This is a genomic window from Chryseobacterium sp. ON_d1 (genome assembly GCF_006829085.1).
Classification (GTDB): domain Bacteria; phylum Bacteroidota; class Bacteroidia; order Flavobacteriales; family Weeksellaceae; genus Chryseobacterium.
Map to the genome: position 1 here is coordinate 170240 of NZ_BJTC01000010.1, position 25631 is coordinate 195870.

The window sequence follows — 25631 nt, forward strand, 5'->3', positions numbered from 1 at the left end:
AAACCTTACAGGTTTTTGAAACCTGTAAGGTTGTAAAATATCAGGTTGGCTACCTGTCCATTCTCACAATTCTCGGCTGAAATGTTCCCAGGATATCTACCAGTTCACTCTGTGCATTCATCACTTCATTAATGTCTTTGTAGGCCATTGGTGCTTCTTCTGCATTTCCGCCCATCAGTGTGACATTTTTCAGTTTCAGTTCTTTTTTGATATCATGCTGAGTGAAAAGGTTTCTGCATTCTCCTCTTGAATGGGCTCTGCCCGCTCCATGCGATGCTGAGTTAAGGGATTCGGGGTTTCCTTTTCCGCGAACAATAAATCCTTTTGCCGTCATAGACCCCGGAATCATGCCCAGTTCATTTTCATTGGCAGGCGTTGCTCCTTTGCGGTGAACAATCACTTCTTTTCCATTATGGATTTCCTTCCATGCAAAATTGTGATGGTTCTCAATTCTGGCTTTTACTCTTCCACCAACCGCTTTAACGAGCCTTCTGTGAATATCATCATGACAGGCTGAAGCATAATCTCCGGCGAGATTCATTGCGGTCCAGTATTCCAGTCCCAGATGAGTACTCAGATCCAGCCATGCGAAATTTTGAGCTTCTTTTGGCAACGGGCACTGTTCTACAGCCATTCTTGAGTAATATTGGGCAATCTCTGCTCCCAATCCTCTTGAGCCGCTATGAGAAAGAATCCCCAGATATTTTCCTTTTGGCAGGCCAATTTGTTCGTCTTCTTCAGTGATTTCCACTTCCCCGAATTCTACAAAGTGGTTTCCGCCGCCCGAGGACCCCATCTGTTTGATCGCTTTTCCTTTTAATCTTCTTAAGATTGGAATCATATCAAATGTATCCCTGTCGAAAATCTCATGATCTATGTGAGATTTATGCGTTTCATACATCCCGAATTTTGTATGCTCAGCAAGCGCTTTTTCATACTTATCCCTTGCTCCTTCAAGATAAGAAACCGGTGTATCCAAAATACTAAGGCTCATTCTGCAGCCAATATCCATACCTACACCGTAAGGGATTACCGCATTTTCTACTGCCAGCACTCCTCCTATGGGAAGTCCGTAGCCGCTGTGGGCATCCGGCATTAATGCTCCCTGAGTAGAAACAGGCAGTTTCAAAGCAGTATACAGCTGATTTTTTGCCTCTTCTGAGATATTAGTACCAAAAATCTGAAATGAAGCCCGCTGGGAATTCAGCATCCGCTTTTCAGTTTTTTTGGATGAAAGCAGGGTTTCTGCAATCTGTCCGAAGGTGAGATCTTTTTCAAATTCTTCCGGATTCAACAGGATTTCCTTTAAAAGAGATTTTACGTGGTGAATATTCTTCGTTGCAAAATTTCTTTTCATGACTTCCAATGCTACGTTTACGCTTTGGTTATTTGGATAGCCCAGTTTTAATATATCTTTTCCTTTTAGTTTTAAATTTCCCATTGTTTTTGTTTTAAATAACAGTTGGACTTATTCGTCCTGTAAGCTTTCTGCAATCTCTGTTGCAGACATTGTGCAGGTCACATATTTCCTGCTTTTGATAAGTTTTCTTTGATACGTTTCTTTCCATGGATTTGACTTACATAAAATAGTCTTGTTCATAATCCCTATAACCTTATACTCTCCCAAATAGGAATCCAGCACTGCATATTCTTTTTCCAGCTCCAGATCCAAGGGTTTGTAATGAGTAATCATGTTGGGTTTTACTCTCAGAGTAAATCTCCACGGTTCAGTGAATTTATAGTAGGTTCCGAATATCTTACGAACAGGGCAATAGTCTTCTTTCTTTTCAAAGTATTGTCTTTCTCTGTCGGTAAGCCCCAATTTCGGATCATTCCAGGAAAATGAAGTGATATACCTGAGCTTCTGTTCTCTTTCTACATATATCTTTCTTCCGAACTTTCTTTTCTTTTTGAGAAACTTGCGGTTTTCAGAATACGAATAGGTATTGATCTTCTTTAAAATTCCTTCGAAAAAATCTCCATCTTTGGATTGCTTTACATCATCCCTCACTACAAAGAATCTTACAAATCCTTTTTGATAAGGTTTATCTAATGGAATCAACGGAAGATTTCTTCTTATTTTCCAGAGTTCTCTACTACGTTTGTATTGTTTTCTTATCTGCTTTTCTACATCTTTTCTAATTGCTCTTTTTCTGCTTCTCATGCTTCTCAGCCGGGAAAACAGAAGGTTATTATTTTCCATTGTTCACACAAGCCTGATGTGAGATCTTAATTTTTTATCTCGCACAGCTTTTAATCAACTAAAATATCAGTTGAATGAATTAATAATAGACGAAATAGTTCTGAGGAATATTTCTCATCCTATTTTGCCTTTAATGACACTAAAAAAGATTTCGGGAAAACTTGAAGTTTGAAATATTGCGCAATAAAAAACCCGAAATCTCTACGACTTCGGGTTCTGATATTTCATTGTACTGTTATTCTAAGAATGTACCAAACCGCGAAGCCTTACCACCATAAGCGGTAATCCAACTGTAGAATTCTGATTTGTTCTGAACATTGCTTCGTTGTTTTTAATTGTTAAACTTGATTTTCAGGTGCAAATATATACATTTTTCTGATAATCAAAATTATTTTTTTCACTTAAGGTGAATAATGCTGAGAAATATAGCGTCTATAACTTTTGTCATCCTATTGGTATCCAGCGTTTCCAGAGTGTCAGTGGGTTCGTGATAGTTTTTATTTCTGAAGAAGGAAGAATCAGTGATCATAAGTGCAGGAAAATCAAAATTCCAATAGTTAAGATGATCAGAAAAATCCATTCCTGCCACAAATTTGGGGGCTGAGAAAGTTTCTGTTTTTATCTGTTCTGACCCTTTAAAATTTTCAATGAAATTTTTTACAAACGGACCTGCGCCACTGAATTTTTTGACCAAAGTAATAAAATCTCCTTTATCGCCATAGAACCAAGAAAGAAACCCTATAGGAAAACCCTGAGAACCTTTTTCGTCACGGAAATAACCTATCATTTCTACACTGCCCATTCCATACACGTCGATCTTGTTATCCTTTAAATATTTTGCATGGACATAGCTTCCCATATTTTCTGTTCTGAAATAAGGTGGTTCTTCCAACGTGTACGCAACTAGATCTACCCTGTACTTCAGCTTCTGCCCTTTCAGCATTCTTGCCAGTTCCAGGAGGGCAGTAACTCCGGTTGCGTTGTCGTCTGCTCCCTGCTGGTCTCCGCAAACATCATAATGCGCTCCAATAATAATCCTTTTGGTATTTTCTGTCCCGAAGGAAGTAATGACGTTTTTGTAGACTTTTCCGTCTACTTTATATTCCTGAAAAGAGGTACTGTCACCATAAGCAGCAAAGGTTTGATGAATGTAGTCTGCAACGGCATTAAGCTGATCAATATTTTTATGATTCCTGAATTGTGGAGTTTGGGTAAGTGCTGTTAAATGCTTTTTTACCAAAACGGTGTCTGCTACAACCGGAGAGCTTTGTGCTGATAGATTATTCTTCCCCGAACCTACCAGAAAGAAACATATAACAATAAATAAGCCTACGAGAAGAAGTATTTTTTTCCTCGTAGGCTTTATAATTTTTTTCAGATTCATAGTTATGTTTTAATTTCCGTGCTGAAATTAAAACTTTTCTATTTATTTCTCTAAAAATCTTTCCAGAATTTCTACGGCACATTTCGGAAGATTGGTTCCAGGTCCGAAAATAAAGTCTGCACCGTTAGCATACAGGAATTCATAATCCTGCTGTGGAATTACACCTCCTACAACAATGGTAATATCATCTGCTCCCAATTTGGATAATTCTTCCACAACCTGCGGCACCAATGTTTTGTGTCCTGCAGCCAATGAAGATACTCCTAAAATGTGGATATCATTTTCTACAGCCTGTTTAGCTACTTCCTCCGGTGTCTGGAACAACGGAGCCACATCTACGTCAAATCCCATATCTGCAAATGCTGTTGCTACCACTTTAGCTCCCCTGTCGTGCCCATCCTGTCCCATTTTAGCAACCATTAATCTTGGACGGCGTCCTTCCTCTTCTTCAAATTTCTGAGTCAGATGAAGAGCTTTTTCAAAATATTCGTTTTTACCGGCATTCATTGCGTATACCCCAGAGATTGTTTTAATATTAGCTTTGTATCTTCCAAAGGTTTCTTCCATAGCATCACTCATCTCACCAAGAGTAACTCTCCTTCTTGCCGCTTCGATGCATAATGCCAGAAGATTTCCTTTTCCTGTTTTTGCGCTTTCACGGATCTCATTCAGGATCTGCTCAACGGCTTCAGGATCTCTTTCTGTTTTAATCGTATTCAGCCTTTCGATCTGTTTTCTTCGAACTTCTGTGTTGTCAATATCTAAAATTTCTATCTGGTCCTGCTTCAGTGAGGATTTGAATGAATTCACACCGATAATAAACTCTTCTCCGCTATCAATTTTAGCCTGTTTTTTAGCGGCAGCTTCCTCAATTCTCATTTTCGGAATTCCGGCTTCGATAGCCTTGGTCATTCCTCCTTCCTGTTCTACCTCATCGATGTATCTCATTGCTTCTTCAATCATCTGCTGGGTAAGGCTTTCTACAAGATTACTTCCGCCCATAGGATCTACCACATCACATATTCCGCTTTCCTGCTGAAGAATGATCTGTGTATTTCTTGCAATCTTTGCCGAATAGTCTGTAGGTAGCGCAATAGCTTCATCCAGGGCATTGGTATGGAGGGACTGCGTTCCTCCTAATGCTGAAGATAAAGCTTCAATAGCTGTTCTTGTAATATTATTAAAAGGTTCCTGCTCTGTCAGAGACCATCCTGAAGTCTGAGAGTGTGTTCTCAATGCCAGAGATTTTGGATTCTGAGGATTAAACTGTTTCAAAAGAGTTGCCCAGATGTATCTTGCAGCACGCATTTTAGCTATTTCCATGAAATGGTTCATCCCGATTGCCCAGAAGAATGATAACCTTGGTGCGAAATCATCAACATTCATTCCTGCTTTGATTCCGGTTCTCACATATTCAAGACCGTCTGCCAGAGTGTAAGCCATTTCGAGCACTGGAGTAGCACCAGCTTCCTGCATATGGTATCCGGAAATAGAGATAGAATTGAATTTTGGAATGTTTTGCGAAGTATATTCAAAAATATCTGCAATGATCTTCATGGAAGGTGCCGGCGGATAAATATAGGTATTCCTTACCATGAATTCTTTCAGAATATCATTTTGAATGGTTCCTGAAAGCTGCTCCTGCTTTACACCCTGCTCTTCTGCAGCTACGATGTAGAAAGACAAAATAGGAAGTACAGCACCATTCATGGTCATAGATACTGAAATCTGGTCTAACGGAATTTCATTGAAAAGAATTTTCATGTCTTCCACTGAATCAATGGCAACCCCCGCTTTTCCTACGTCTCCTACCACTCTTGAGTGATCAGAGTCATACCCTCTGTGCGTTGCTAAATCAAATGCGACTGAAAGTCCTTTCTGACCGGCAGCAAGGTTTCTTCTGTAAAAAGCATTGGATTCTTCAGCAGTAGAAAATCCGGCATATTGGCGGATCGTCCAGGGTTTCTGTACATACATCGTAGAATATGGTCCTCTCAGATAGGGCTCAATTCCCGGAGAAGTCTGCGTTAAGGATTCATCTTTAACATCTTTTTTCTCATAGGATGATTTGAGTTCAAGCCCGTCTTTTTCAAAGTTATAAATCTCTTTTTCATGAGGTGATACACTAAAATCCGGTTTTTTCACAGAAATTGTCTTTCGCATTCCAATTATTTTTGTCCCCGTAAAGTTAATTTTTTTGAACGAAACATGAAACTTCTGTTAACATGCTGTTTTTCTATGTTTTAGTAAAAGAGAAAGGCCGGGCAAATGCCCGGCCCTTCTTATTGGTAAATAGTCTGCTTATTTTTTGATAAGCTTCGTATTGTAGGTATTTTTGTCATCTTTTATCGTGATCACATACATACCTTTGATTAATGAAGCAACATTGATTCTTTGTCCGTCAATCTGTCCTTCCTGAGCTAATCTTCCGTCAGCAGTATAGATTTTATAATCTGCTTTTCCTTTAAGATTCTTCACTTCTACGAAAGTATCCGCTGGATTCGGGTAAATTGAAATTTCAGATGATTTTACATCTTTTGTTTCATCCACAGCAAGATTATCTGTTATCTTCACAGAAAAATCTTTGAATGACCCCTGAGAGATAACCCCACCTCCCTGTACAGGAACTGATGGACTTCCACATGGACCGGTAGCAGCATTAAAGAAAGTATTTGCTACTCTCATCCTCAATAATTTATCTCCTGTATATGCAGTAGTAGGAACAGTAAATACAATCGTTCCTGTATATTGACCGCTTGAAGGAGGAATAGTTGTTTTAGAGCCTATTTTCTCTGAAGCTTCAAAAACTCCATTTCTGTTAAAGTCGATCCAAACTTCCATTCTGTCATTATACCCTGCTGTATTACCAACATTGAAATAAGATAACGTATACTGTGTTCCTTTTGTTAAATTAACTATTTTCGTTGCGTCTTCAGTAAAATCCTGATACGTACTGAAAATCGTTTTATATGTTAATTGAGAATAAGCCAGGTTAGCTAAGTTTAACTGGGCTAAGCCACTGTTAAAGCTGAAACTTGCAAAGCTATTTCCACCTGTTGTCATTAAACAATAATCTGAACCAGTTCTCAAACCTTTTGTTTTGAATGTATAAGTAGAAGAGAATGCTCCAGGTACTGTATTCACTACTGCAGCTACCTGAACTTCATAGTTTGTTTCATCTTCAAGAGAATTCAATAATATAAAATTAGTGGTACTTGTAGCATTTGTCCAGTTTGTTTCCCCCAATTTTCTATATTTAACAGCATAAGTAGCCCCTGGGACACTATTCCATCCGATAGTAGCAGATGTTTTTAAGATTTCTGTTGCTATTGAACCCACTCCTGTTGGAGCATCTGTCGTTGAAGTTGGAGCAGCTCCCACTATAATTTTAGGAGATACAGCATAGAATACATTACCAATAGCTGAAATTCTCAATTTAATAGGACCTGTTAATCCAGAAGGCATTTGTGCTGTATAACTTCCTGTATTAGGAGTAGAAGCTACAAGTTCAGTCCATGTTGATCCATTGACAAGATCTGTCGTATATTCGATCTTTACATTAGCTACATTATAAGGTGCAGTATTGGTATTAGCTACATCCCATGAAATTGTATTGGCTGCATTATTATATAATGTTTTGCTATCAATAAGACCATTAAATTTGAAAGGACCGTCATTTGTAACTGTTACAGTAGTTTCAGCGGATACAAGCATTGGCGTAGTAGCATTCTCATCTCTAACTGTTACTGCATATTTAAGTACTCTTGGAATATAAGAAACTGTTTCCCATTTAGTCTTATCAGTTAAAGATCCTCCCATTACTATTGGAAGGCTTGGGAAATACCTCCTTCCACTTGCAGTACCAAAATAAGATCTTGTTAAAGCTCCCTGAGCATTATATCCCCAACCGCTGTCTCCTGAGATTGAATTATAAGAGTCAACACTGTCATATTGTTCCCATGTATATTTAACAGGATCATTATCTGTAGCTGTAGCATCAAGATAATACGCTGTTCCTTTTGGAATACTGTAGGTAGGAAGAAGTGAAATTACAGGAGCTGTATTCGTAGTTATATTTTCTGAGGTTCCACATCCAGGCTTGCTGTCTAAACTATTAAGAACCTGATTAATAGAGGAGTAATGAAAATAAGCATCAGTATAAGCCTGAACATTATCTCCGGTAATTCCGGCATATCCCATGATAGTAGTTCCCCCTCCCGGTTCTATATTTACTCCGGAACCTTCTGAAACGTGCGAAAAAGTATGGTTGCCTCCCAACTGATGTCCCATTTCATGAGCCACATAATCTATATCAAAAGAGTCTCCAACCGGGTTTGTATTCTGTGTGAATGCAGATCCTTTTGCTAATGAAGTTGTAGTGGCGGGATCAACACATGTAGAGCCTATTGAACCAGCATTACCGTTACCTCCTGCAGCATTGAAAACATGCCCCATATCGTAATTAGCATTTCCTACCGTGTTTGTTAAAGTTTGCTGAAGCTGTAAATTTAAGTTTCCTGTGTAAGGATCTGTTGCAGGGTCAAGGAATATGATATTAGGTAAATCCTGAATGATCAGCTTAATGGCAAAATCTTTTTGAAAAATACCATTCACACGGGTCATCGTAGCATTCATCTGAATAACGGTGTTTGTGATTCCTCCAGCCGGATCAAATTTCTTTGTATATTCTCCTGTGGTAGACAGTGCTAATCTATAAGTTCTGAATTTGGTACTTGCCGGTCTGTTCGTAATTCCTACATTAGAAAGACTTTTTTTTCCGTTGAATTCTAATGATTTTATATCCTTAAAGTTCTTTTCTTCTGTAGTACATTCGAATCCATGATCTCCAGCAGCTCTTTCAGTTTTATAAAAAACCCCATAAACCTGTTTATCTGCGGTAATGGGTTCTATGAACTGAAATTTGCCATCTTTGATAATCATAGACTGCAACTCAGTAGGTGCAGTACTGAACCTTACATACTTACCCGGATCATCAACTCCTACCCCAACATAAGATCCTAGCTGGTACCTGTCCGCCATTGATTTTTCAACAACGGGATCACTGTATACTGCAAACTTTTCAATTTTCCCTTCTGCGGTAGGTAAAGAAACAATAACAGCCTGTGCACCTTTTCCTGTTTCTACAGCATTTTTTAAAACATCTCTTAAAGACTGTAAATCCAACCTATAAGAATACTGTACCTGTACCTCTTTTCTGATTTCAGATGTTTTTTGTGAGGCTGGCAGCCACCTCTGTGCATTGAAACTGGAAAACCCAGCCGCCAGTGCACAAACCAGTAAAATTCTTTTTTTCATAATTACTTAATTAATTTAGAATTAATAAACTTTAAATATCCGCCATAAAAATAAGAATTATAAACACAATAGAGCAAAAAAAACGACTAATTTTAAATAAAAAAAGCCGTTTTTTTGAATATTATATTTTTTATTTTTATTTTTTTATTCCCATCTCATACAATGCAAATGATATAAGATCTGCATTTTCACTGATCACCTGATCTGTTGATCTTCCAGCTCCGTGGCCTGCATTCTTTTCAATTCTCAGCAAAATAGGATTCTTACATGCCTGCTTTTCCTGCAGCTCTGCTCCAAACTTAAATGAGTGAGCCGGCACTACCCTGTCATCATGATCACTGGTGATGATCATTGTTGACGGATAACAAGTTCCTGCTTTTACATTGTGTACCGGAGAATAAGATTTAAGGTATTCGAACATTTCTTTGCTGTCTTCTGCAGTACCATAGTCGTAAGACCATCCTGCTCCGGCAGTAAATTTATTATACCTCAACATATCCAGAACTCCTACTCCCGGAAAGGCTACTCTCGCAAGGTCCGGCCTCATTGTCATTGTTGCTCCTACCAGCAATCCTCCGTTTGACCTTCCTGAAAGTGCCATATATTGTTTTGAAGTATAGCCTTTATTTTGAAGGTACTCTCCGGCTGCGATAAAGTCTTCAAAAACATTTTTCTTCTGCTGTTTTGTTCCTGCATCGTGCCATTTCTTACCATATTCTCCTCCTCCACGGATGTTTGGAACAGCATAAATACCACCATTTTCCATCCAGATAGCGTTGACTACAGAGAATGACGGCTGAAGGCTGATGTTGAAACCTCCATAAGAGTAAAGAATAGTAGGATTTTTACCGTCCAGTTTAGTTCCTTTCTTATAGTTGATCATCATAGGAACTTTTGTACCATCTTTTGAAGTATAGAATACCTGTTCCGAAACATAATCATCCGGGTTAAACTTCACTTTTGGTTTCTGATAAACTTCAGATTTTCCTGAATCTACATTGAATTTATAAGTAGTTCCCGGGGTAATATAATTACTGAAAGAGTAATAAACATCTTTCTCTTTCTCTTTTCCTCCGAATCCTGAGATATTTCCTTTACCGGGAAGTGTAATTTCTCTGACCAGTTTTCCTGTCTTATCAAATTGCTTCACCTGGTCTATCGCATCAATCATATAGGTTGCAAAGAAATACCCTCCACCAGAAGAAATCCCCAATACATTTTCAGTCTGCGGAATCACATCCTTCCATGTGGCAGGAGCTGGATTGCTTATCGTTGTTTTTACAAGACGCATATTAGGAGCATCTTTATCAGTAAAAATAAAGAGATCATCTCCCTGTGTATCAACAATACTGGCATTGATATCAAACCCATTGACAATCTGCACAAAGTCTCCTCCTTTTTTAAGGTCTTTGATATACAATTCATTTCCGTTTGTAGCATTAGCCGCAGAAATGATAAGGTATCTCTGATCTTCAGAAACTCCGGCGCTTAGATACCTTCTTGGTGTTTTATCTCCTCCGAAAATCAATTGATCTTCAGATTGTTTTGTACCCAGTTTATGGAAGTATACTTTATGCTTATCCGTCATTCCGGAAAGTACAGTTCCTTCTTTCGGTTTGTCATAGCTTGAATAATAGAATCCTTCATCCCACTGCCATGAAATCCCACTGAATTTTACATCCACGATTGTCTCATCGATCTGTTTTTTGGTAATTGCATCAATGATAATGATCTTATTCCAGTCACTTCCTCCTTCAGAAATAGAATACGCTGCAAGATTTCCTTTTTTGTTGAATGACAGATTGGAAAGAGAAGTAGTTCCTTTTTCTGAAAATTTATTAGGATCTAAAAACACTTCCGTTGCATTGGTTTTGCTATGGGTTCTGTATAACACAGACTGAGCCTGCAAACCATCATTTTTATAATAATAGGTATAGTCTCCTTCCTTGAAAGGTGCTGAAATTTTCTCGTAATTCCAGATGTCTTTCAACTGGCTTTTAATTTTATCCCTGAACGGAATTTTAGAAAGATAATTCTGGCTGTAGGCAACTTCTTCATCTACCCATTTTTTTGTAGCTTCAGAATCATTTTCCAGATCTCTGAAAGGATCAGAAACGGCAGTTCCGAAATAGGTATCTGTCTGGCTTCCTTTTAATGCTTTAGGATAATTCATTTTCTGAGAATAAAAAGATGCTGAAAATAACACTCCAGCAGTTAACAATATAGGTTTAAAATTCATACTGATCGGTTTTTCTCAAAAATACGTAAAGTATGTGAAATAAAAAAAGTCCCTTTAAATCGGGACTTTCTATTCTTTATAAGCATGGCTTCAGTTATTCATTTGCTCCGAAACTTTCAAAGTAGAAATCGGTAAGGTTGGAAACAATTTCATCCGGACTGCCATTCCAATAATATATTTTACCGCCTTCCTTCAGCTCATATAGATTAAAATTCTGATCGGTGATTACTGTTTTATCAGCATTTTTAAAATCCTGAGCTGCCTGAATCAAATATTTTTTCAGATCTTCAGCCTTTACTTTCTTCATATCTCCTTTAGGTCCGGATGTCAGCTTTGCCGGTACCTGAAAGCTTACGGTATAGCTTATTTCTGCAATTTTTTCCCCTTCGAGATATTCATTAGGAACAACTTTTACATTTTTAACGGTCAATTTTCCATTCTTAAAATTCCCGAACATGGCAATGAAATAGTCTTCCGCTTCTTTTTTACATGCTGAAGCAGTCGCTTTAGGAAAAGCAGAAAGGAAATTCTCAACACTGCCGTTTATCATTTCCTGTGAAGTTTCTTTAAAATCTACCTGATATGCATTCTGCCCTTCTACAGTAGGTTTTAAATAATCATTTAGCTTATTCAATGCTGTTTCATCATTATTGACGAAAGTTCCGAAGAACAGTTCAAACGCTTCTTTAGGTTTCTTAACCTCAGTCTGAGCACTGAGAAGCTGTCCCATCATAGTAAGAAGCAACACTAAAATAATTCTGTAGTTTTTCATAGTTTATATTGTATTTAGTATTTGAAAAAATACAGCCCCTGAAAAATCAGAGGCTGTGTTTTATTTATTTCGATTGTTAGTAATTTTCTTCTTCCCCCTTCATCTTTTCTGCATTTTCTGCCATGATTACGGCATCAATCATTTCAGAAATATCTCCATTCATATAAGCATCAAGGTTATACATGGACTTATTGATTCTGTGGTCTGTCACTCTACCTTGCGGGTAGTTGTATGTTTTAATTTTTGCTGAACGGTCTCCTGTAGATACCATTGTTTTTCTCTGAGCGGCGATATCTCCCTGAACTTCCTGAAGTTTGATGTCATATAGTTTAGCACGAAGCATTTCCATTGCCAGTTCGCGGTTAGCCAGCTGAGAACGAGCCTGCTGACACACTACTACAAGTCCTGAAGGCTTGTGGGTAAGCTGAACTTTCGTTTCAACCTTGTTTACGTTCTGCCCTCCAGCACCACCTGAACGTGAAGTCTGCATTTCAATATCTGCAGGATTAATCTCTACATCCACTTCTTCAGCTTCCGGTAAAACCGCTACCGTAATTGCAGAAGTATGTACTCTTCCCTGAGATTCCGTTTCAGGGACACGCTGTACACGGTGAACGCCGGATTCGAACTTCATAATCCCATAAACACCCTCACCTTCTACCTTCATGATCAATTCCTTATACCCTTTTGCCGCTTCATTAGAGTCTGTTACTTCATGTCTCCATCCTTTTGCCTTGAAATACATGGTATACATTCTGTAGATATCTTCCACGAAAATAGCAGCTTCATCACCACCTGTTCCCGCACGTAATTCTACGATAACGTTTTTGTCATCAGCAGGATCTTTAGGGATCAGCAATACTTTCAGCTCTTCTTCCAGTCCCGGGATTTTAGCCTGGGCTTCCAGCTTTTCTTCTTTAGCAAGATCTACCAGATCTCTGTCTGAACCATCTGCGATGATTTCTTCAGATTCTGCGATACTATCTAAAGCACCTTTGTACTGATCGTAAACTCTTACAATTTTCCCCAAATCACTATATTCTTTGTTCAAAGAAGAATATCTTTTTTGGTCTGAAATGACATCAGGCTGTATAATAAGGTCTGCAACCTCATTATATCTTTGTTTTATAGCTTCTAATTTTGGAATTAATGATTTAGACATTGTAGAAATTTTGTGGGTGCAAAGATAAGAATTATTAATTCAAAATTAAAATTCCGAATCAGCATAAATTTTTGAGCATTAGGGGGAAAGGAGATGAAACGGCAAAAAGGCTGAATATCCAATTTGTTAATTCCCCTTTCTGCATCATTAGGATTGAGTCTGAGATCCTTTAGAAAGTCTTCTGTCAATCAGATATAAAATAATTCCTACTGCGATAATTCCCAGTCCGATCAGGCTTTCTTTAGGATTATGAATGAATGTAAAATAAAGAATATACATACTGAACAACAGAAAAACTGCCGGAAAAATGTGGAAAGCATTCGACTTAAAGATTTTTCTGTCTTTTTTCTTCAGAAAGAATACGGTAGAAATAGCCAAGCTTGCAAAAAGCTGTAAAATAAAGGCTGTATAGACAAAAATTTCTTTAAAACTGCCGGTTAGAATAATAATAGCTGCAATGACGGCATGGGCGAAAATAGCTCTTACCGGAATTCCCTTTGCATTGCCCACTGACAATGGTTTCCAAATGGATGTATGTTTTGCAAAAGCCTGTGTTAATCTTGATCCTACCCACAGATAACCACTGATGGTTGCAATAAGCTGCAGAGCAATAAAAATATTGACGATCTTTCCAAAAGCAGGTCCCAGCATGTTGACAGCCGCTTCTCCCATCACATCTTCTTTTCCTGCCAATTGACTTACAGGAGCATGTTTCAGCATAATATAATTCACCAGAATATAGCTTACCGTCACAAAAACAGTTCCTATAATCAAGGATTTTGGAAGGTTTCTCTGAACTTCTTTTATCTCTCCTGCAATATAAGATGCAGAGTTCCAGCCTGTATAGGAATAGGTGACAAATACCAGCGATGTAGCAAATGCCGGAAGCATAATCTCATTCTTCCAGCTGTCACTGAAATTCAGGCTGTTGCCGATTTGTGGTGAATCTGCAAGCCCAACTCCCAGAATAATCAGGATAACAATAAAAGCTATTTTAATGAAAGTGAAAAAGTTATGAAACCGGCTGGATGTTTTCAGGCTGAATGATAATGTAACTGCAACCAGAAAAATGGCAGCAATCGCAAAACTGTTTCCGAAAGAATAATCGAATACAGAAAGATATTTTGACATAGCCAAGGCTGCCAAAGCTACAGGAGAAGAAAATCCTATGATCAGCGAAATCCAGCTTATAAGGTACCCAAACAACGGATGATAAGTTTCTTTAAGATAGATAAAATCACCTCCGTTTCCTTTAAAATGTGAGCCCAATTCAGCATAGCAAAAAGCCCCGAACAGAGCAAGGACTCCTCCAATGATCCATAGCAGGAAAATACTGTAGGTATTGGTAATATCGGATAGCTGAAACCCCAGGGTGGTAAAAATCCCTGTCCCGATCATATTGGAAACAACAATAGCTGTGGCTGTTTTCCAGCCTATCTGATGTGAGGTGGTACTCATTTAATGATTAAAAATTAAAATTAAGTCTTCCGAAGAAATAATTCCCCAGCGTTCCCATCTGAACCGGCGCATATTTAAATACTCCATAATATGAATTTTCATAAATCTGACGATCCGGGAAAACATCGAATACATTATTGGCTCCTACCGTAAAATTGATACTCTTAGTGATATTATAACCAACACTGATATCTGTAACTACCTTTGGTGAGAATTCCTGCACTCCTCCAAATGGATAGCCGTCTCTTATTACTTTACCAAAATAGGTATTTCTCACGAGAAAATTAAACTTCCCGATTCCATAATTTAGCCCTAATGAAGCTTTTGTTTTGGGAGACAGTGTTTCAATGATATTGATCTGATCCGGTCCAAAAAATTCATTCTGAGGGGTTCCCAGGTTTTCCGGAAAATGGAAATTTGTGATTTTCGTTTCTGTATAGTTTCCGGCAAGATTGATATTTAATTTTCCATTGCCAAGAATCCAGTCATAGGTTACTACGACATCTACTCCTTTCGTTTCGGTATCAATAGCATTGGCAAAGAATCTTCCGCTTTCTACCTCATTTCCCTGTCCTACTACCGCTGGATCTGACAATCTTGGGTCTGTTATATTTCCAGTAATAACGATTCTGTCTTTTACTTTAATGATATATCCATCTACGGTTATCAACAGTCCTTTTACAGGGTTTAAAGTAAATCCGGCACTTCCGTTTACAGAGGTTTCCTGCTTAAGTTTATCAAATCCAAGAATTTCAGCGGCTTTGCTGTCATTACTAAAAATTCCTTTTGTAACAATCTTCTCGCCGGAAGTAGAAATATCCGCATAAGAGTTATTAAAATACTGCTGCTGAAGGGAAGGAGCCCTAAATCCTGTTCCCACTGCTGCTCTTACTGCATAATTTTTTATAAACTCATATCGTACAGCCAGTTTTCCATTCAGAGTATTTCCGAAATCTGAATAATTTTCAAATCTCGCAGCAGCATCAATATTCAGTTTTTTATCCAGATCATAAGAAACATCTGCATATACAGCTGTAGAACGCCTGTCTTTTTTCAATGCATTATTTGGAGAAAACCCGATAAAGGATTGAGATCCGCCCGCACCCAACACCGTTGCTCCTTCAGTGGCAATGTTTCCATTGATGTCATATTGGGAATAAGAAGCTTCATCACCGGCTTTGATCTGGTATTGTTCAAACCTGAATTCTCCTCCGAATGCGATGTTGAAACGGCTTATATTTTTGGAAACATCGAGGTTAACCGTATTTTGAAGAAAGCTGTGCGCGCCGGCGTAAAAACGTGTGGGTGATTTTGCCCCAAGTGAAGCATTATTGGTATTGTTTACATTATAATTGAAAGTATTACTTCCAAAGGTATTGCTAAGATCAAAAAGCCAGTCATTGGCATTATATTTTGCTCCCACAGCATAAGAAACATCATAGATCTGAGATGCCAGTGTGGGCTGAAAACCATTCGGGTAAATGGATGAAACGACATTAGATGTTTCGCTCGGAAGCCTTCTGAAACCAAAACCTCTTCCTTCTTTGATGCTGAAACCTCCGAAAGAATACAGTTTGAAGTTATCGTTGAAAGGATATTCCGAATTGAAAAATAACTGCCCCTGTCTGATCTGAGCATCCCCGATCTGAAAATTAAAATCGTCGCGGGTCAATCCTCTTTTTTGAATTTCGGCATCATCCGCAGCTCTGGCCGCATCGGGATCATCTGCAAATGCATAAGCAAAATTATTCCCAAAAATATCCAGGTCATGATTTTGTGTTCTTGTTGTCTTTCCTCTGTGGCTTAACTGCAGTGAAAGGTTAATATAACCGTCTTTCTTTCCTAATGAAGTTCCGTAGTTGGCTCCTGCCTGATAAGTATCACCATCGTTTCTTCCGCTTAATCCGTAAGTAAGGCTTGCCGAAGCTCCGGCATTTTTCTTAAGAATAATATTGATCACCCCTGCAATGGCATCAGATCCATATTGTGCAGCAGCTCCATCTCTTAAAACTTCTATTCTGTCAATTGCAATCACGGGAATAGTACTTAGGTCTGTTCCTACAGATCCATTCCCTACTGTATTCTGGTAGTTTACCAAAGAAGTAGAATGTCTTCTTTTTCCGTTAAGCAAAACCAAGACCTGATCAGGTCCCATGCCTCTCAGGGTTACGGGATCAATATGCTCTGTACCATCTGAAGCAGACTGCCTCACGGCATTAAACGATGGAATCACATAATTCAGAAGATCCTGAGCTGTCATCTGTGGAGCGCTTCTCTGGATTTTGTCAATATTAATCACATCTACCGGAACTGGTGTCTCCAGCTTTGTTCTTTTGACATTACGGTTTCCAACGATGACAATATCCTCAATCTGTTTTCCTTTCTCCTCGCTCTCCTGAGCAGCCACCAAAATTACTCCAAGCAGCAATACGGCTGTACTTAATTTTTTCATTTTTTTGCCAATTAATCATTTACTCCAACGGATTCTTCCGCAGACACACAAGACTTCAAGAAATGGAATTCATATAGAGTATTGATCTCACTTATCTCCCCCTTTGGGTTGGAATTAGCACCTTTACACTTCTGGAACCGTGCAGGTTGCTAAGGTTTCACGGGGCCAAATCCCTCCACCTTTCTTGATAAATCTACCGCAAAAGTAGACTATTTTTTTGAACTTACAAAAAAAGACAAATCTGCTGATCCGCAAATTTGCCTTTTTACTGTATTGTATTTATTTTATAGAATAATCATCTTTTGAATTACCATTCCTGTGTCTGATTTCAGCTGTACCAGATAGGTTCCTGCCGGATAATTGATTTTCACTTCGCGGATGCCATTTTCCTTTTCCAGTTTGAATGAACTCAACCTTTTACCAGTCATATCAAAAATGGAAATCTCTCCGTTTTTTGCTTGGTTGTAAATTAATTTAGCTGCCCCGTTCCGAATCGGATTATCTGCAATCAGAAGAGATAGCTTGTTAGCGGCATTGGTACCCGCTGTTGATAAAGCACCTGCATAATTACCGAAGATTCTGAACTCTCCCGGCTGCAGAGTGATTGGTGTTATTATAGAAACCACATTCAAAATACTGTCATCCATCAGATTCTGCCATTGACCCGTGTAAGGAAAATAAGGAATAACATTTTGTACAGAAGTAGCATAATTGGCCAATACCACTATATTTTTTATCCCTGTGGTAATAGCTGTATCATATAAATAAATCCTGGTGATCAGTCCGTTTGGATCATTTGCAAGATTATTGGATTCTATGCTGTAAGTTTTGGTTTTGAAAATCTGATGAGCATTTCTGATCGCGATAATTTTAGCCCATGTATCATACACAGCCTTTCTGTTCACATTGGTATCATATCCTAAAGTGAATGCAACAGGTTTTTCATCCGTTCTGCAACTACTGTTGATGGAGCCGTCCGCACATCTGTTGATGCTGAATTCATAACCTAATTCTCCAAACTGCCAGATCATTTTAGGCCCCGGAATGGTAAAGAAGGTTGCACCGAAAGTTTTCATTCTGTCAAGAGCTGTATTCAGGTTTTTAACATCATAACTTCCATTTACTGCACCGTAGGCAAGATTTTTAAACATCAGTCTTTCCTCATCATGGCTTTCTCCATAGCCTACAGCACTCATATTCGTAAAGCCGTGAAGGCTGTGATTCATACGGTCGTAGTTGCTGTTCTCCTTATATCCCATCGTATTCTGATTATAAGGGTCTGTCTGTTTATTCCAAAGCATAACACCTTTTCCTTCTGCTATTCTGTAGTTAGCCCATTGTTGTTCTTCTGCATCTGTTCCCAGATGTTCAAAGATCATGTAAGAATTTGGATCAATAGCCCATTGTCTGTCTGCATAGTGTTTCATAATATCCACTCTGTCCTGCTGATAAGCATTCGTACAGGCGTCATCATTTGCAGAGCAGCTTTGAGTGAATCCTTTGGTTAAATCCCAGCGGAATCCGTCTATATGATATTCAGTAAGCCATTGCTGAAGACATCTTTCAACGTAATATTGCGTTGAAGGACTGGTATGGTTAAAATCATTGAATACATTGTATGAATGCTTTGGAACCTGATTAAAGTAAGGATTATCCGGGGCTACATCGCCATAGCCATCACCATCCGGATCTATGTTCCAGAGCCTTACCAAAGGTGAACGTCCTGTAGCGTGGTTGAATGCCACATCGAGAATCACCGCAATCCCGTTCTGATGGCAGAGGTCTACAAATTCTTTGAATTTTTCGGGAGTTCCATAAGCTTTGTCCAATGCATAATGGAAAGAAGTATTATATCCCCATGAAAGGTTTCCGTCAAATTCCATGATGGGAAGCAGTTCTATCGCATTGATTTTTAAATTCTTTAAATAAGAAATTTTACTGATTAATGACTGCCAGTTCTTTTCCTGAGTAAAGTCTCTCAATAATAATTCATAGACAACCAGATTTTCTTTGGCCGGTCTTTGAAAATTGGCAACCTGCCAGTTATAAGCAGTCTGCCCTGTTTTAAATGTTGAAACTTCAAAACCCTGTCCGGCAGGAAATGCAGACAAGTTCGGGTAGGTAGCAGCAGAAATCCACTGATCATCATAAGAAGATAAAATTTGTGGTGAATAAGGGTCTGCTACTTTTCTCAGATCATTTGTCCTGTATTGGAAGGTGTAGAGCTGCTGAGGAGTCAAACCAATCAGTTCAATCCAGTACAGATCAGGATTAGCTGTATCTCTTTTCATTAAATACGTATCATTCACCATCCAGTTATTGAAGCTTCCGATGACATGGACAAAGTTTTTACCAGGAGCATATAAGGCCAGTCCTACTTTGGTCTGATCTGTCGGATGATAGTTGATTCCCTGTCTGATCCAGTTGGGTATTGCTTCAGAAACTACGTTTCTCGGGACTTGTAAAATAAATGTTGCAGCCTTAGAATTGGATCCCTGTGTGGCAACCAGCTCCATATTGGTATCCTGAGTAACGGTATAACTGTAGGAATAAGATTGTGAAGGCGTTGTTGCAGCATTGATAACAGTTCCGTTGGCTTTCAACTGAAATGTTGCGTTGACGTTGGTTGTCGCGGTGATATTGATAGAATTCCCTACCGGAACAGAGGTCAGGCTATTTGCCAGAGGATTGGTAAGGCTTAAGCTTAAAGTACCCACATTGACAAAAATATCAGGAGAAGTCTGATGTGATCCTGTTTTATCTTTTAATAAAAACCCAAACCTGCCGATTCCTGTTCTCCCAAAGAAAGCAGTTGGAGTAAAAGTAAGTGAATAGCTGTCTGTTGCAGCATTATAATTCAGCTTATTCAAATCGTTGGAACTGTTCCAGCTTCCATTGGTAGGACAATCCTGACTGTTCTGATAATTGGTATCAAACGACCAGCTCCAGATATAAATGGCGTTATTGGAAACTCCCCAGGCAGATTCGTCAATCTGATCTCCCGGAACGGTAAGCGTAATAGCATCAGATTCATTGAACGGATTGGGAGAAATCGTATAATTAATCTGCCCAAACACACCCATTGTAATCAGCAGAAAAACAACGGAATAAAATTTTCTCATGTCTTATTTTTTATCGAATATAGGATTAATTTTTGTTCATATTGACTATTTTTATTCAGTTCCCGGTAATATTGCCGTTTTCAGAAGAAAATAAATAAAAAAGACTCATGAAATTTTCATGAGCCTTCCAATAAAAGTAATTGTAATGAACTATTTTTTATAGGGCGAATATCTTACCATTCAATTGGATTAATCTTTTATAATCTTTTTAGAAACGATCTGTCCGTTCTTTAATTTTAATTCTACGATGTATAATCCTGAAGCAAATTCAGTCATGTTGATCTGATTGTCCGAAAATTGCACATTCATTCTTTGTCCTACCGCATTGATAATATTTACTTTGTCAATCCCTGAATCAGATTTAACCATAAGAATTCCTTTTGTAGGGTTAGGATAGATTCCCACCACATCATTTTTAAGTTTAATTTCTGATGTGCTCAAAGAAGATGTAGGTTTGATGCATCTTACTGATGATCCCTGTCCTCTCATGGCACCAGCCGACGGATTCGCAATTGTTGATCCGATATACAGATATTTTCCTCCTAAGCTTGACGTATCAGAGCTCCAGAAATATCCTCTTTGTCCTACAAAAGTAAAGTCACCATTACCTGAGCTTCTATATCCACCTGCCGGTAATTTAAGACTACTGTTATAAGCAGTTGCCGGATTGGAGATACCTTCAGCCCCTACTAAAGCTGACCAGTCTGCCTGAGAGGGCATTTTCCAATCTGCACCTATTGCTTTACAAGGATCTGCTCCGACCGATGCATTAACATCAGCAACAGAGACACCAGTCCATGTATCTCCGCTTGCAAAACCAGCCCACCAAGCCGGAGAGCCCGCAATATACCCCCCTCCTGTAGCGCCTGTCCCTTCAGGAGTATTCGGTGATGGAGCCTGTACTACCTGAGAGTTTCTCAGCTGGTGGCCATCATCCCATCTTCCCCACTGGAAGAGATCTCCATATGAATTGGCATCAGCTGCTGATGAAGCAACCTGTGTACTTCCCAGGTTCTGCTGAAGCCATATTTTTCCATCTGCTCCTCTTACGGTGGTATAAGCAACCTGCTGGCCGCGATACATAAAACTTACACAGCCTATATCACCTGTATTATTTCCGGGGTCTGTATTGCTGCATGTTTGTGGATTTAGGTTCAGAGAAATTCTTTTAACTTTTGTTGTATCATCGGAATACGCCAGAACCAGGTAATTTTGTGACTTATCTATGGCCAGATCGTTGTATTTTGCTTCACCATCTGAAACAAAGTCTCCCCCAAAAGGAATCCAGTTTTGTGAATCGTCTAACTTATAAACGGTATTTCTAAGGAAATTATCATTTTCAAAACGGCTGGCTACCACATATGGTGTTCCAGATCCGGTTACCGCCAGAGCAATGTGCTGAACTTTCCCATCTGAAAAGTTAGCATTTCCAACCTGGATCCAGGAGTTCCCGTCAAATTTTTTAACATTCAGTTTTTTTCCTTCTCCTGAATTTGAAACATAAGCTACATAAATCGTATTGGTTCCGTCCAAAGCGATATCAGCATTGTACTGCTCACCTGATGAAGCAGCATCTACAGCTCCTCCTCCTACCAGACTCCAATCTTGTAATGGGCCTGCATCTGTACTGTTCTGATAAACCTTTAAACCTCCGGAAACATTACATGTATAGATCATGTTATTGGTTCCGATAACCATTTCAGCAAATTCAGCACCTCCTGAAAATCCTGAATTTCCAACCTGCTCCCAGGCACCTCCAAAATATCGTTTTACTGTTCCGGAACCATAAGATCCATAAGTAAATATAATATTATCTGAAGATACTGCAGAAGCCTGGTAGTTCACAGCACTATCTGTAGCGTTAGGAAGCTGAGACCATAAAGATCCTGTAAACAGACGTACTTCCATTCCGGACCCAGGATAACTCAGCTGATTGGTATAATAAATACTGTTTCCGTTCGGGCTTACAGATAATGAATTGTAAGTGGCTATTCCAGTAGTTACTCCGGCAGTTCCACCCAAATAAGACCAGGAACTTCCGTTAAATTTCTGAACAGAACCCTTGGCTACAGAAACATCATAATAAGACAGATAGTAATTCCCCGAGTTATCAATAACAAGATTATTATAACCACTTCCCCCAGCAGATACATTCTGAACACCTCCTACATTCTCCCATTGCTGAGCACACAGAGAGCCTCCTGCGATGGTGAGCAGCGCTAATCCCTTACTGATTTTTTGTATTGCAAAATGTAAATCTCTAAACATACAAAATATTATTTTTAATTATTCTAAATTTAATTTAATTTTGCGCAAAAGTACCTCAGATTATTAATCCCAGGTTATCATTTTCGAACTTTTGATTATCCTACAGGGGATTTTACATTAAGTAGTTGTATCATAGCTGTAAAATATGCTGTATGAAAAAACCATTTAAAAGTGGACTGCTGTTCAGCTCCGAAGACATCAAAATCATTATGCAGGAAGACCTGTGTCCTGACCAATCTTTAAGATCTCATATACTGGAGGGAAAATCAAGCTTTAATCTTATTTTCCTGCTGAGTGATGATATCAGTTTAGAGGCTCCTGATTGCGGAACGAAGTTTTTATTCAGAAAAAACCAGTACATCTTGCATTATTCTCCAAAGGAAAGCACGGCTGAACTTTGGACAGAAAAAATAGAAATCCTGAAATATCTTCAGATTCAGATGAGTTATCAGTATATTTCTAACCTGATCAATCCGGAACTTAATCGTGAGAATGCTGAAATTCTTGAAAATATGGTCCTCAATCGTTTTCTATTCCTTCATAAAAACACGCCCCCTGAAATGACGGTTGAAATGCATATGATTGTAATGGAAATTGTGAGCAATACCAAGCGGGGAATCATGCAGAAATTATTGATTGAAGCCAAAATCATCAAGCTTCTTATTTTGGTATTTGAGCAGTTCAATGAGAAAAATATATTGGAATCCGTTCCACAGACTCCTGAAATGATCAGAAAATTCATTGATGAGAATTATCACAGGAATATAAAAGCGGAAGAGATTGGAAAATATATTGGGATGAATCAAAACATTATCAGAAAAGAATTCAAAGCCCGATACCATACAACAATCGCTCATTATATCTCAGAACTCAGGATGCTGAAAGCTAAAAAGTTAATCACCAATAAAGAAATAATGATCAAAGAAATCGCAATAGAATGCGGTTACGAATATCTGCAGAATTTTACAAGGGCATTCAAAAAGAAGTTTGGCATATCTCCTGAACGTCTGAGGAATAATAAATAAGAAAACCGCTTAAAAAATTAAGCGGTTTATATATGTTGTTTTGCTTTGATATTACTTTTTCAGAATTCAGGTGAAAAAGCAATGACAATCAATTAATGATGATGTCCGTGATCGTGAATGAAAGGTCCGTTTCCTTTAGGCTCGTTATAGATCACCTCTACCCCTTCCTGCTCAGTAATAAGCTTTCTTCTGATGTCTTCAGGATCAAAAGGCTTTACTTTTCCGAAATACTCTTTCAAACCTTCAGTTAGCCACATTGGGATTACTAATCCGAAGAACATAAAAATACACCAGAACCCTACTAAGAACATAGTAATGAAGAAAATAGTCCATAGGAACTGGTAGAACGGCCAAAATGCTGATAAAATCGTTATCATTCTCTTAAAGATTTTAGGCAAAAATAGAACTTTTTTCCTTTTTACACAAAAGATCAGCGTTCTATTTTGTTATTTATTTTAATTTTAAACTAATTAATGGGCAAGATCTGCGAAGAAATCGTTGCCTTTATCATCGGTAATGATGAATGCTGGGAAGTCTTTTACTTCGATTTTTCTTACTGCTTCCATCCCTAATTCAGGGAAGTCAACCACATCTACTGATACGATATTGTCTTTAGCAAGAATAGCAGCCGGTCCTCCGATAGATCCAAGGTAGAAACCTCCGTATTTGTTGCAGGCATTGGTAACATCTTTACTTCTGTTTCCTTTTGCCAGCATGATCATACTTCCGCCATGGCTCTGGAATTCATCTACATAAACATCCATTCTTCCCGCAGTAGTAGGTCCGAAACTTCCGGAAGCCATTCCTTCCGGAGTTTTTGCAGGTCCTGCATAATAGATCGGGTGGTTTTTAAAATATTCAGGCATTGGTTTCCCGCTGTCGATAATTTCTTTGATTTTTGCGTGAGCGATATCTCTTGCTACGATCAGTGTCCCGTTCAGTTTTAATCTTGTTTTGATCGGATACTTAGAAAGTTCAGCAAGAATTTCCGGCATTGGTTTATTCAGATTGATCTCCACTGCTTCTTCCAGATGTGGAGGCGTCTCTGGTAAGAATCTTTTCGGGTCCTGCTCCAGCTGCTCAAGGAAGATTCCATCTTTTGTAATTTTACCTTTGATATTTCTGTCTGCAGAACAGGAAACTCCCATTCCTACAGGGCAGGATGCAGCGTGTCTCGGAAGTCTGATCACTCTTACGTCATGCGTTAGATATTTTCCTCCGAACTGAGCTCCGATGGCACTTTCCTGGCAGATTTTCTGAACTTTAGCTTCCCATTCAAGATCTCTGAATGCCTGTCCGGCCTCATTTCCTTCTGTCGGAAGATTATCGTAATATTTTGCTGATGCTTTTTTAACAGCCGCAAGGTTGGCTTCTGCTGAAGTACCTCCGATTACCAACGCTAAGTGATAAGGCGGGCAGGCAGCTGTTCCCAGATCTGAAATCTTATCTTTGATGAATTCCTCAAGAGATTTTTCGTTCAATAAAGATTTCGTTTTTTGATATAGGAATGTTTTGTTGGCAGAACCTCCTCCTTTTGTTAAGAATAAAAATTCGTAATAATCTCCTTTTTTAGCATAGATATCAATCTGTGCAGGAAGGTTAGATCCTGAATTCTTCTCATCAAACATCGTCAAAGGAACAACCTGAGAATATCTTAAATTTCTTTTCTGATAGGTATTGAAAATCCCTTTACTCAGGTATTCACCATCATCTACTCCTGTATATACATTTTCTCCTTTTTTTCCCATTACAATAGCAGTACCGGTATCCTGGCACGAAGGAAGAGCTCCCTCAACAGCTACTGCAGCATTCTGCAAAAGGTTGTACGCAACGAATCTGTCATTATCGGTAGCTTCAGGATCATCAATGATTCTTCTAAGGCTTTCCAGGTGAGAAGAACGAAGCATGAAAGAAACATCTGCCATTGCTTCTTCTGCCAGTAATTCCAATCCTTTAGGATCTACTGTTAAAATTTCTCTGTCACCCAGTTTTTCAACCTTTACATAGTCTGATGTAAGCTTCTTGTACACCGTATCATCTTTCTGAATAGGATACGGATCCTGATATCTAAAATCCATTCAATTTTTGTTTGTACAAAAATACGCCTCCTTAAAAAAAATATGAGTAAAATCAGTCACTTAAATTGATATTTATAATGATTATAAATTGTAGGTTTCTGAGTTTATAAGTACCTTTATAGAAGCTAAATAAACAAAGCAAAAACATTATT

At 38.6% G+C, this 25631-nt stretch carries 15 protein-coding genes and 1 riboswitch; of the genes, 1 reads left to right on the forward strand and 14 read right to left on the reverse strand.

Features of this window, described 5'->3' with window-relative positions; all coding sequences use genetic code 11:
* Nucleotides 1–49: 49 nt before the first annotated feature.
* The 12 genes from CRS_RS16685 to CRS_RS16740 form a co-directional block, all read right to left on the reverse strand.
* Nucleotides 50–1441, reverse strand: a complete 1392-nt coding sequence (locus CRS_RS16685; protein ID WP_142725150.1) for an RtcB family protein — start codon at nucleotides 1439–1441, stop codon at nucleotides 50–52.
* A 27-nt stretch (nucleotides 1442–1468) separates the two neighbouring features.
* On the reverse strand, nucleotides 1469–2203 hold the full coding sequence (locus tag CRS_RS16690; protein WP_142725151.1) for a hypothetical protein: 735 nt from the start codon (nucleotides 2201–2203) through the stop codon (nucleotides 1469–1471).
* A gap of 397 nt (nucleotides 2204–2600) precedes the next feature.
* Nucleotides 2601–3587: a M28 family peptidase gene (locus CRS_RS16695; RefSeq protein WP_142725152.1), complete on the reverse strand. Its 987-nt coding sequence runs from the start codon at nucleotides 3585–3587 to the stop codon at nucleotides 2601–2603.
* Between the two features lie 42 nt (nucleotides 3588–3629).
* Entirely contained in the window at nucleotides 3630–5750 is a 2121-nt protein-coding gene (scpA, locus tag CRS_RS16700; RefSeq protein ID WP_142725153.1) for a methylmalonyl-CoA mutase, read from the reverse strand.
* 138 nt (nucleotides 5751–5888) lie between these two features.
* Nucleotides 5889–8903, reverse strand: a complete 3015-nt coding sequence (locus CRS_RS16705; RefSeq protein ID WP_142725154.1) for a reprolysin-like metallopeptidase — start codon at nucleotides 8901–8903, stop codon at nucleotides 5889–5891.
* A 136-nt stretch (nucleotides 8904–9039) separates the two neighbouring features.
* Entirely contained in the window at nucleotides 9040–11142 is a 2103-nt protein-coding gene (locus tag CRS_RS16710; protein WP_142725155.1) for a prolyl oligopeptidase family serine peptidase, read from the reverse strand.
* A gap of 94 nt (nucleotides 11143–11236) precedes the next feature.
* Complete coding sequence (locus tag CRS_RS16715) at nucleotides 11237–11914, reverse strand: hypothetical protein (RefSeq protein ID WP_142725156.1); 678 nt, start codon at nucleotides 11912–11914, stop codon at nucleotides 11237–11239.
* A 76-nt stretch (nucleotides 11915–11990) separates the two neighbouring features.
* Nucleotides 11991–13076, reverse strand: coding sequence for a peptide chain release factor 1 (gene prfA / locus CRS_RS16720; protein ID WP_002983952.1), 1086 nt, complete (start codon nucleotides 13074–13076; stop codon nucleotides 11991–11993).
* Nucleotides 13077–13223: 147 nt separating this feature from the next.
* Complete coding sequence (locus CRS_RS16725; protein ID WP_142725157.1) at nucleotides 13224–14534, reverse strand: APC family permease; 1311 nt, start codon at nucleotides 14532–14534, stop codon at nucleotides 13224–13226.
* A gap of 7 nt (nucleotides 14535–14541) precedes the next feature.
* Nucleotides 14542–16986: a TonB-dependent siderophore receptor gene (locus CRS_RS16730; protein WP_142725158.1), complete on the reverse strand. Its 2445-nt coding sequence runs from the start codon at nucleotides 16984–16986 to the stop codon at nucleotides 14542–14544.
* 88 nt (nucleotides 16987–17074) lie between these two features.
* A riboswitch (SAM riboswitch) is annotated at nucleotides 17075–17180 on the reverse strand.
* Between the two features lie 90 nt (nucleotides 17181–17270).
* Nucleotides 17271–20108 carry an alpha-amylase family glycosyl hydrolase gene (locus CRS_RS16735; protein WP_142725159.1) on the reverse strand — a complete coding sequence of 946 codons (2838 nt, stop codon included), beginning with the start codon at nucleotides 20106–20108 and terminating at the stop codon, nucleotides 17271–17273.
* 189 nt (nucleotides 20109–20297) lie between these two features.
* Complete coding sequence (locus CRS_RS16740) at nucleotides 20298–22376, reverse strand: T9SS type A sorting domain-containing protein (RefSeq protein ID WP_142725160.1); 2079 nt, start codon at nucleotides 22374–22376, stop codon at nucleotides 20298–20300.
* Between the two features lie 152 nt (nucleotides 22377–22528).
* Here CRS_RS16740 and CRS_RS16745 point away from each other — a divergent pair, with 152 nt between their 5' ends.
* Entirely contained in the window at nucleotides 22529–23401 is an 873-nt protein-coding gene (locus CRS_RS16745; protein ID WP_142725161.1) for a helix-turn-helix domain-containing protein, read from the forward strand.
* 92 nt (nucleotides 23402–23493) lie between these two features.
* Here CRS_RS16745 and CRS_RS16750 read toward each other — a convergent pair whose 3' ends face one another.
* Together CRS_RS16750 and CRS_RS16755 are read right to left on the reverse strand one after the other, a co-directional pair.
* On the reverse strand, nucleotides 23494–23778 hold the full coding sequence (locus tag CRS_RS16750; RefSeq protein ID WP_172617096.1) for a hypothetical protein: 285 nt from the start codon (nucleotides 23776–23778) through the stop codon (nucleotides 23494–23496).
* 93 nt (nucleotides 23779–23871) lie between these two features.
* Nucleotides 23872–25479 carry a fumarate hydratase gene (locus tag CRS_RS16755; protein WP_142725162.1) on the reverse strand — a complete coding sequence of 536 codons (1608 nt, stop codon included), beginning with the start codon at nucleotides 25477–25479 and terminating at the stop codon, nucleotides 23872–23874.
* Between the last annotated feature and the right edge of the window lie 152 nt (nucleotides 25480–25631).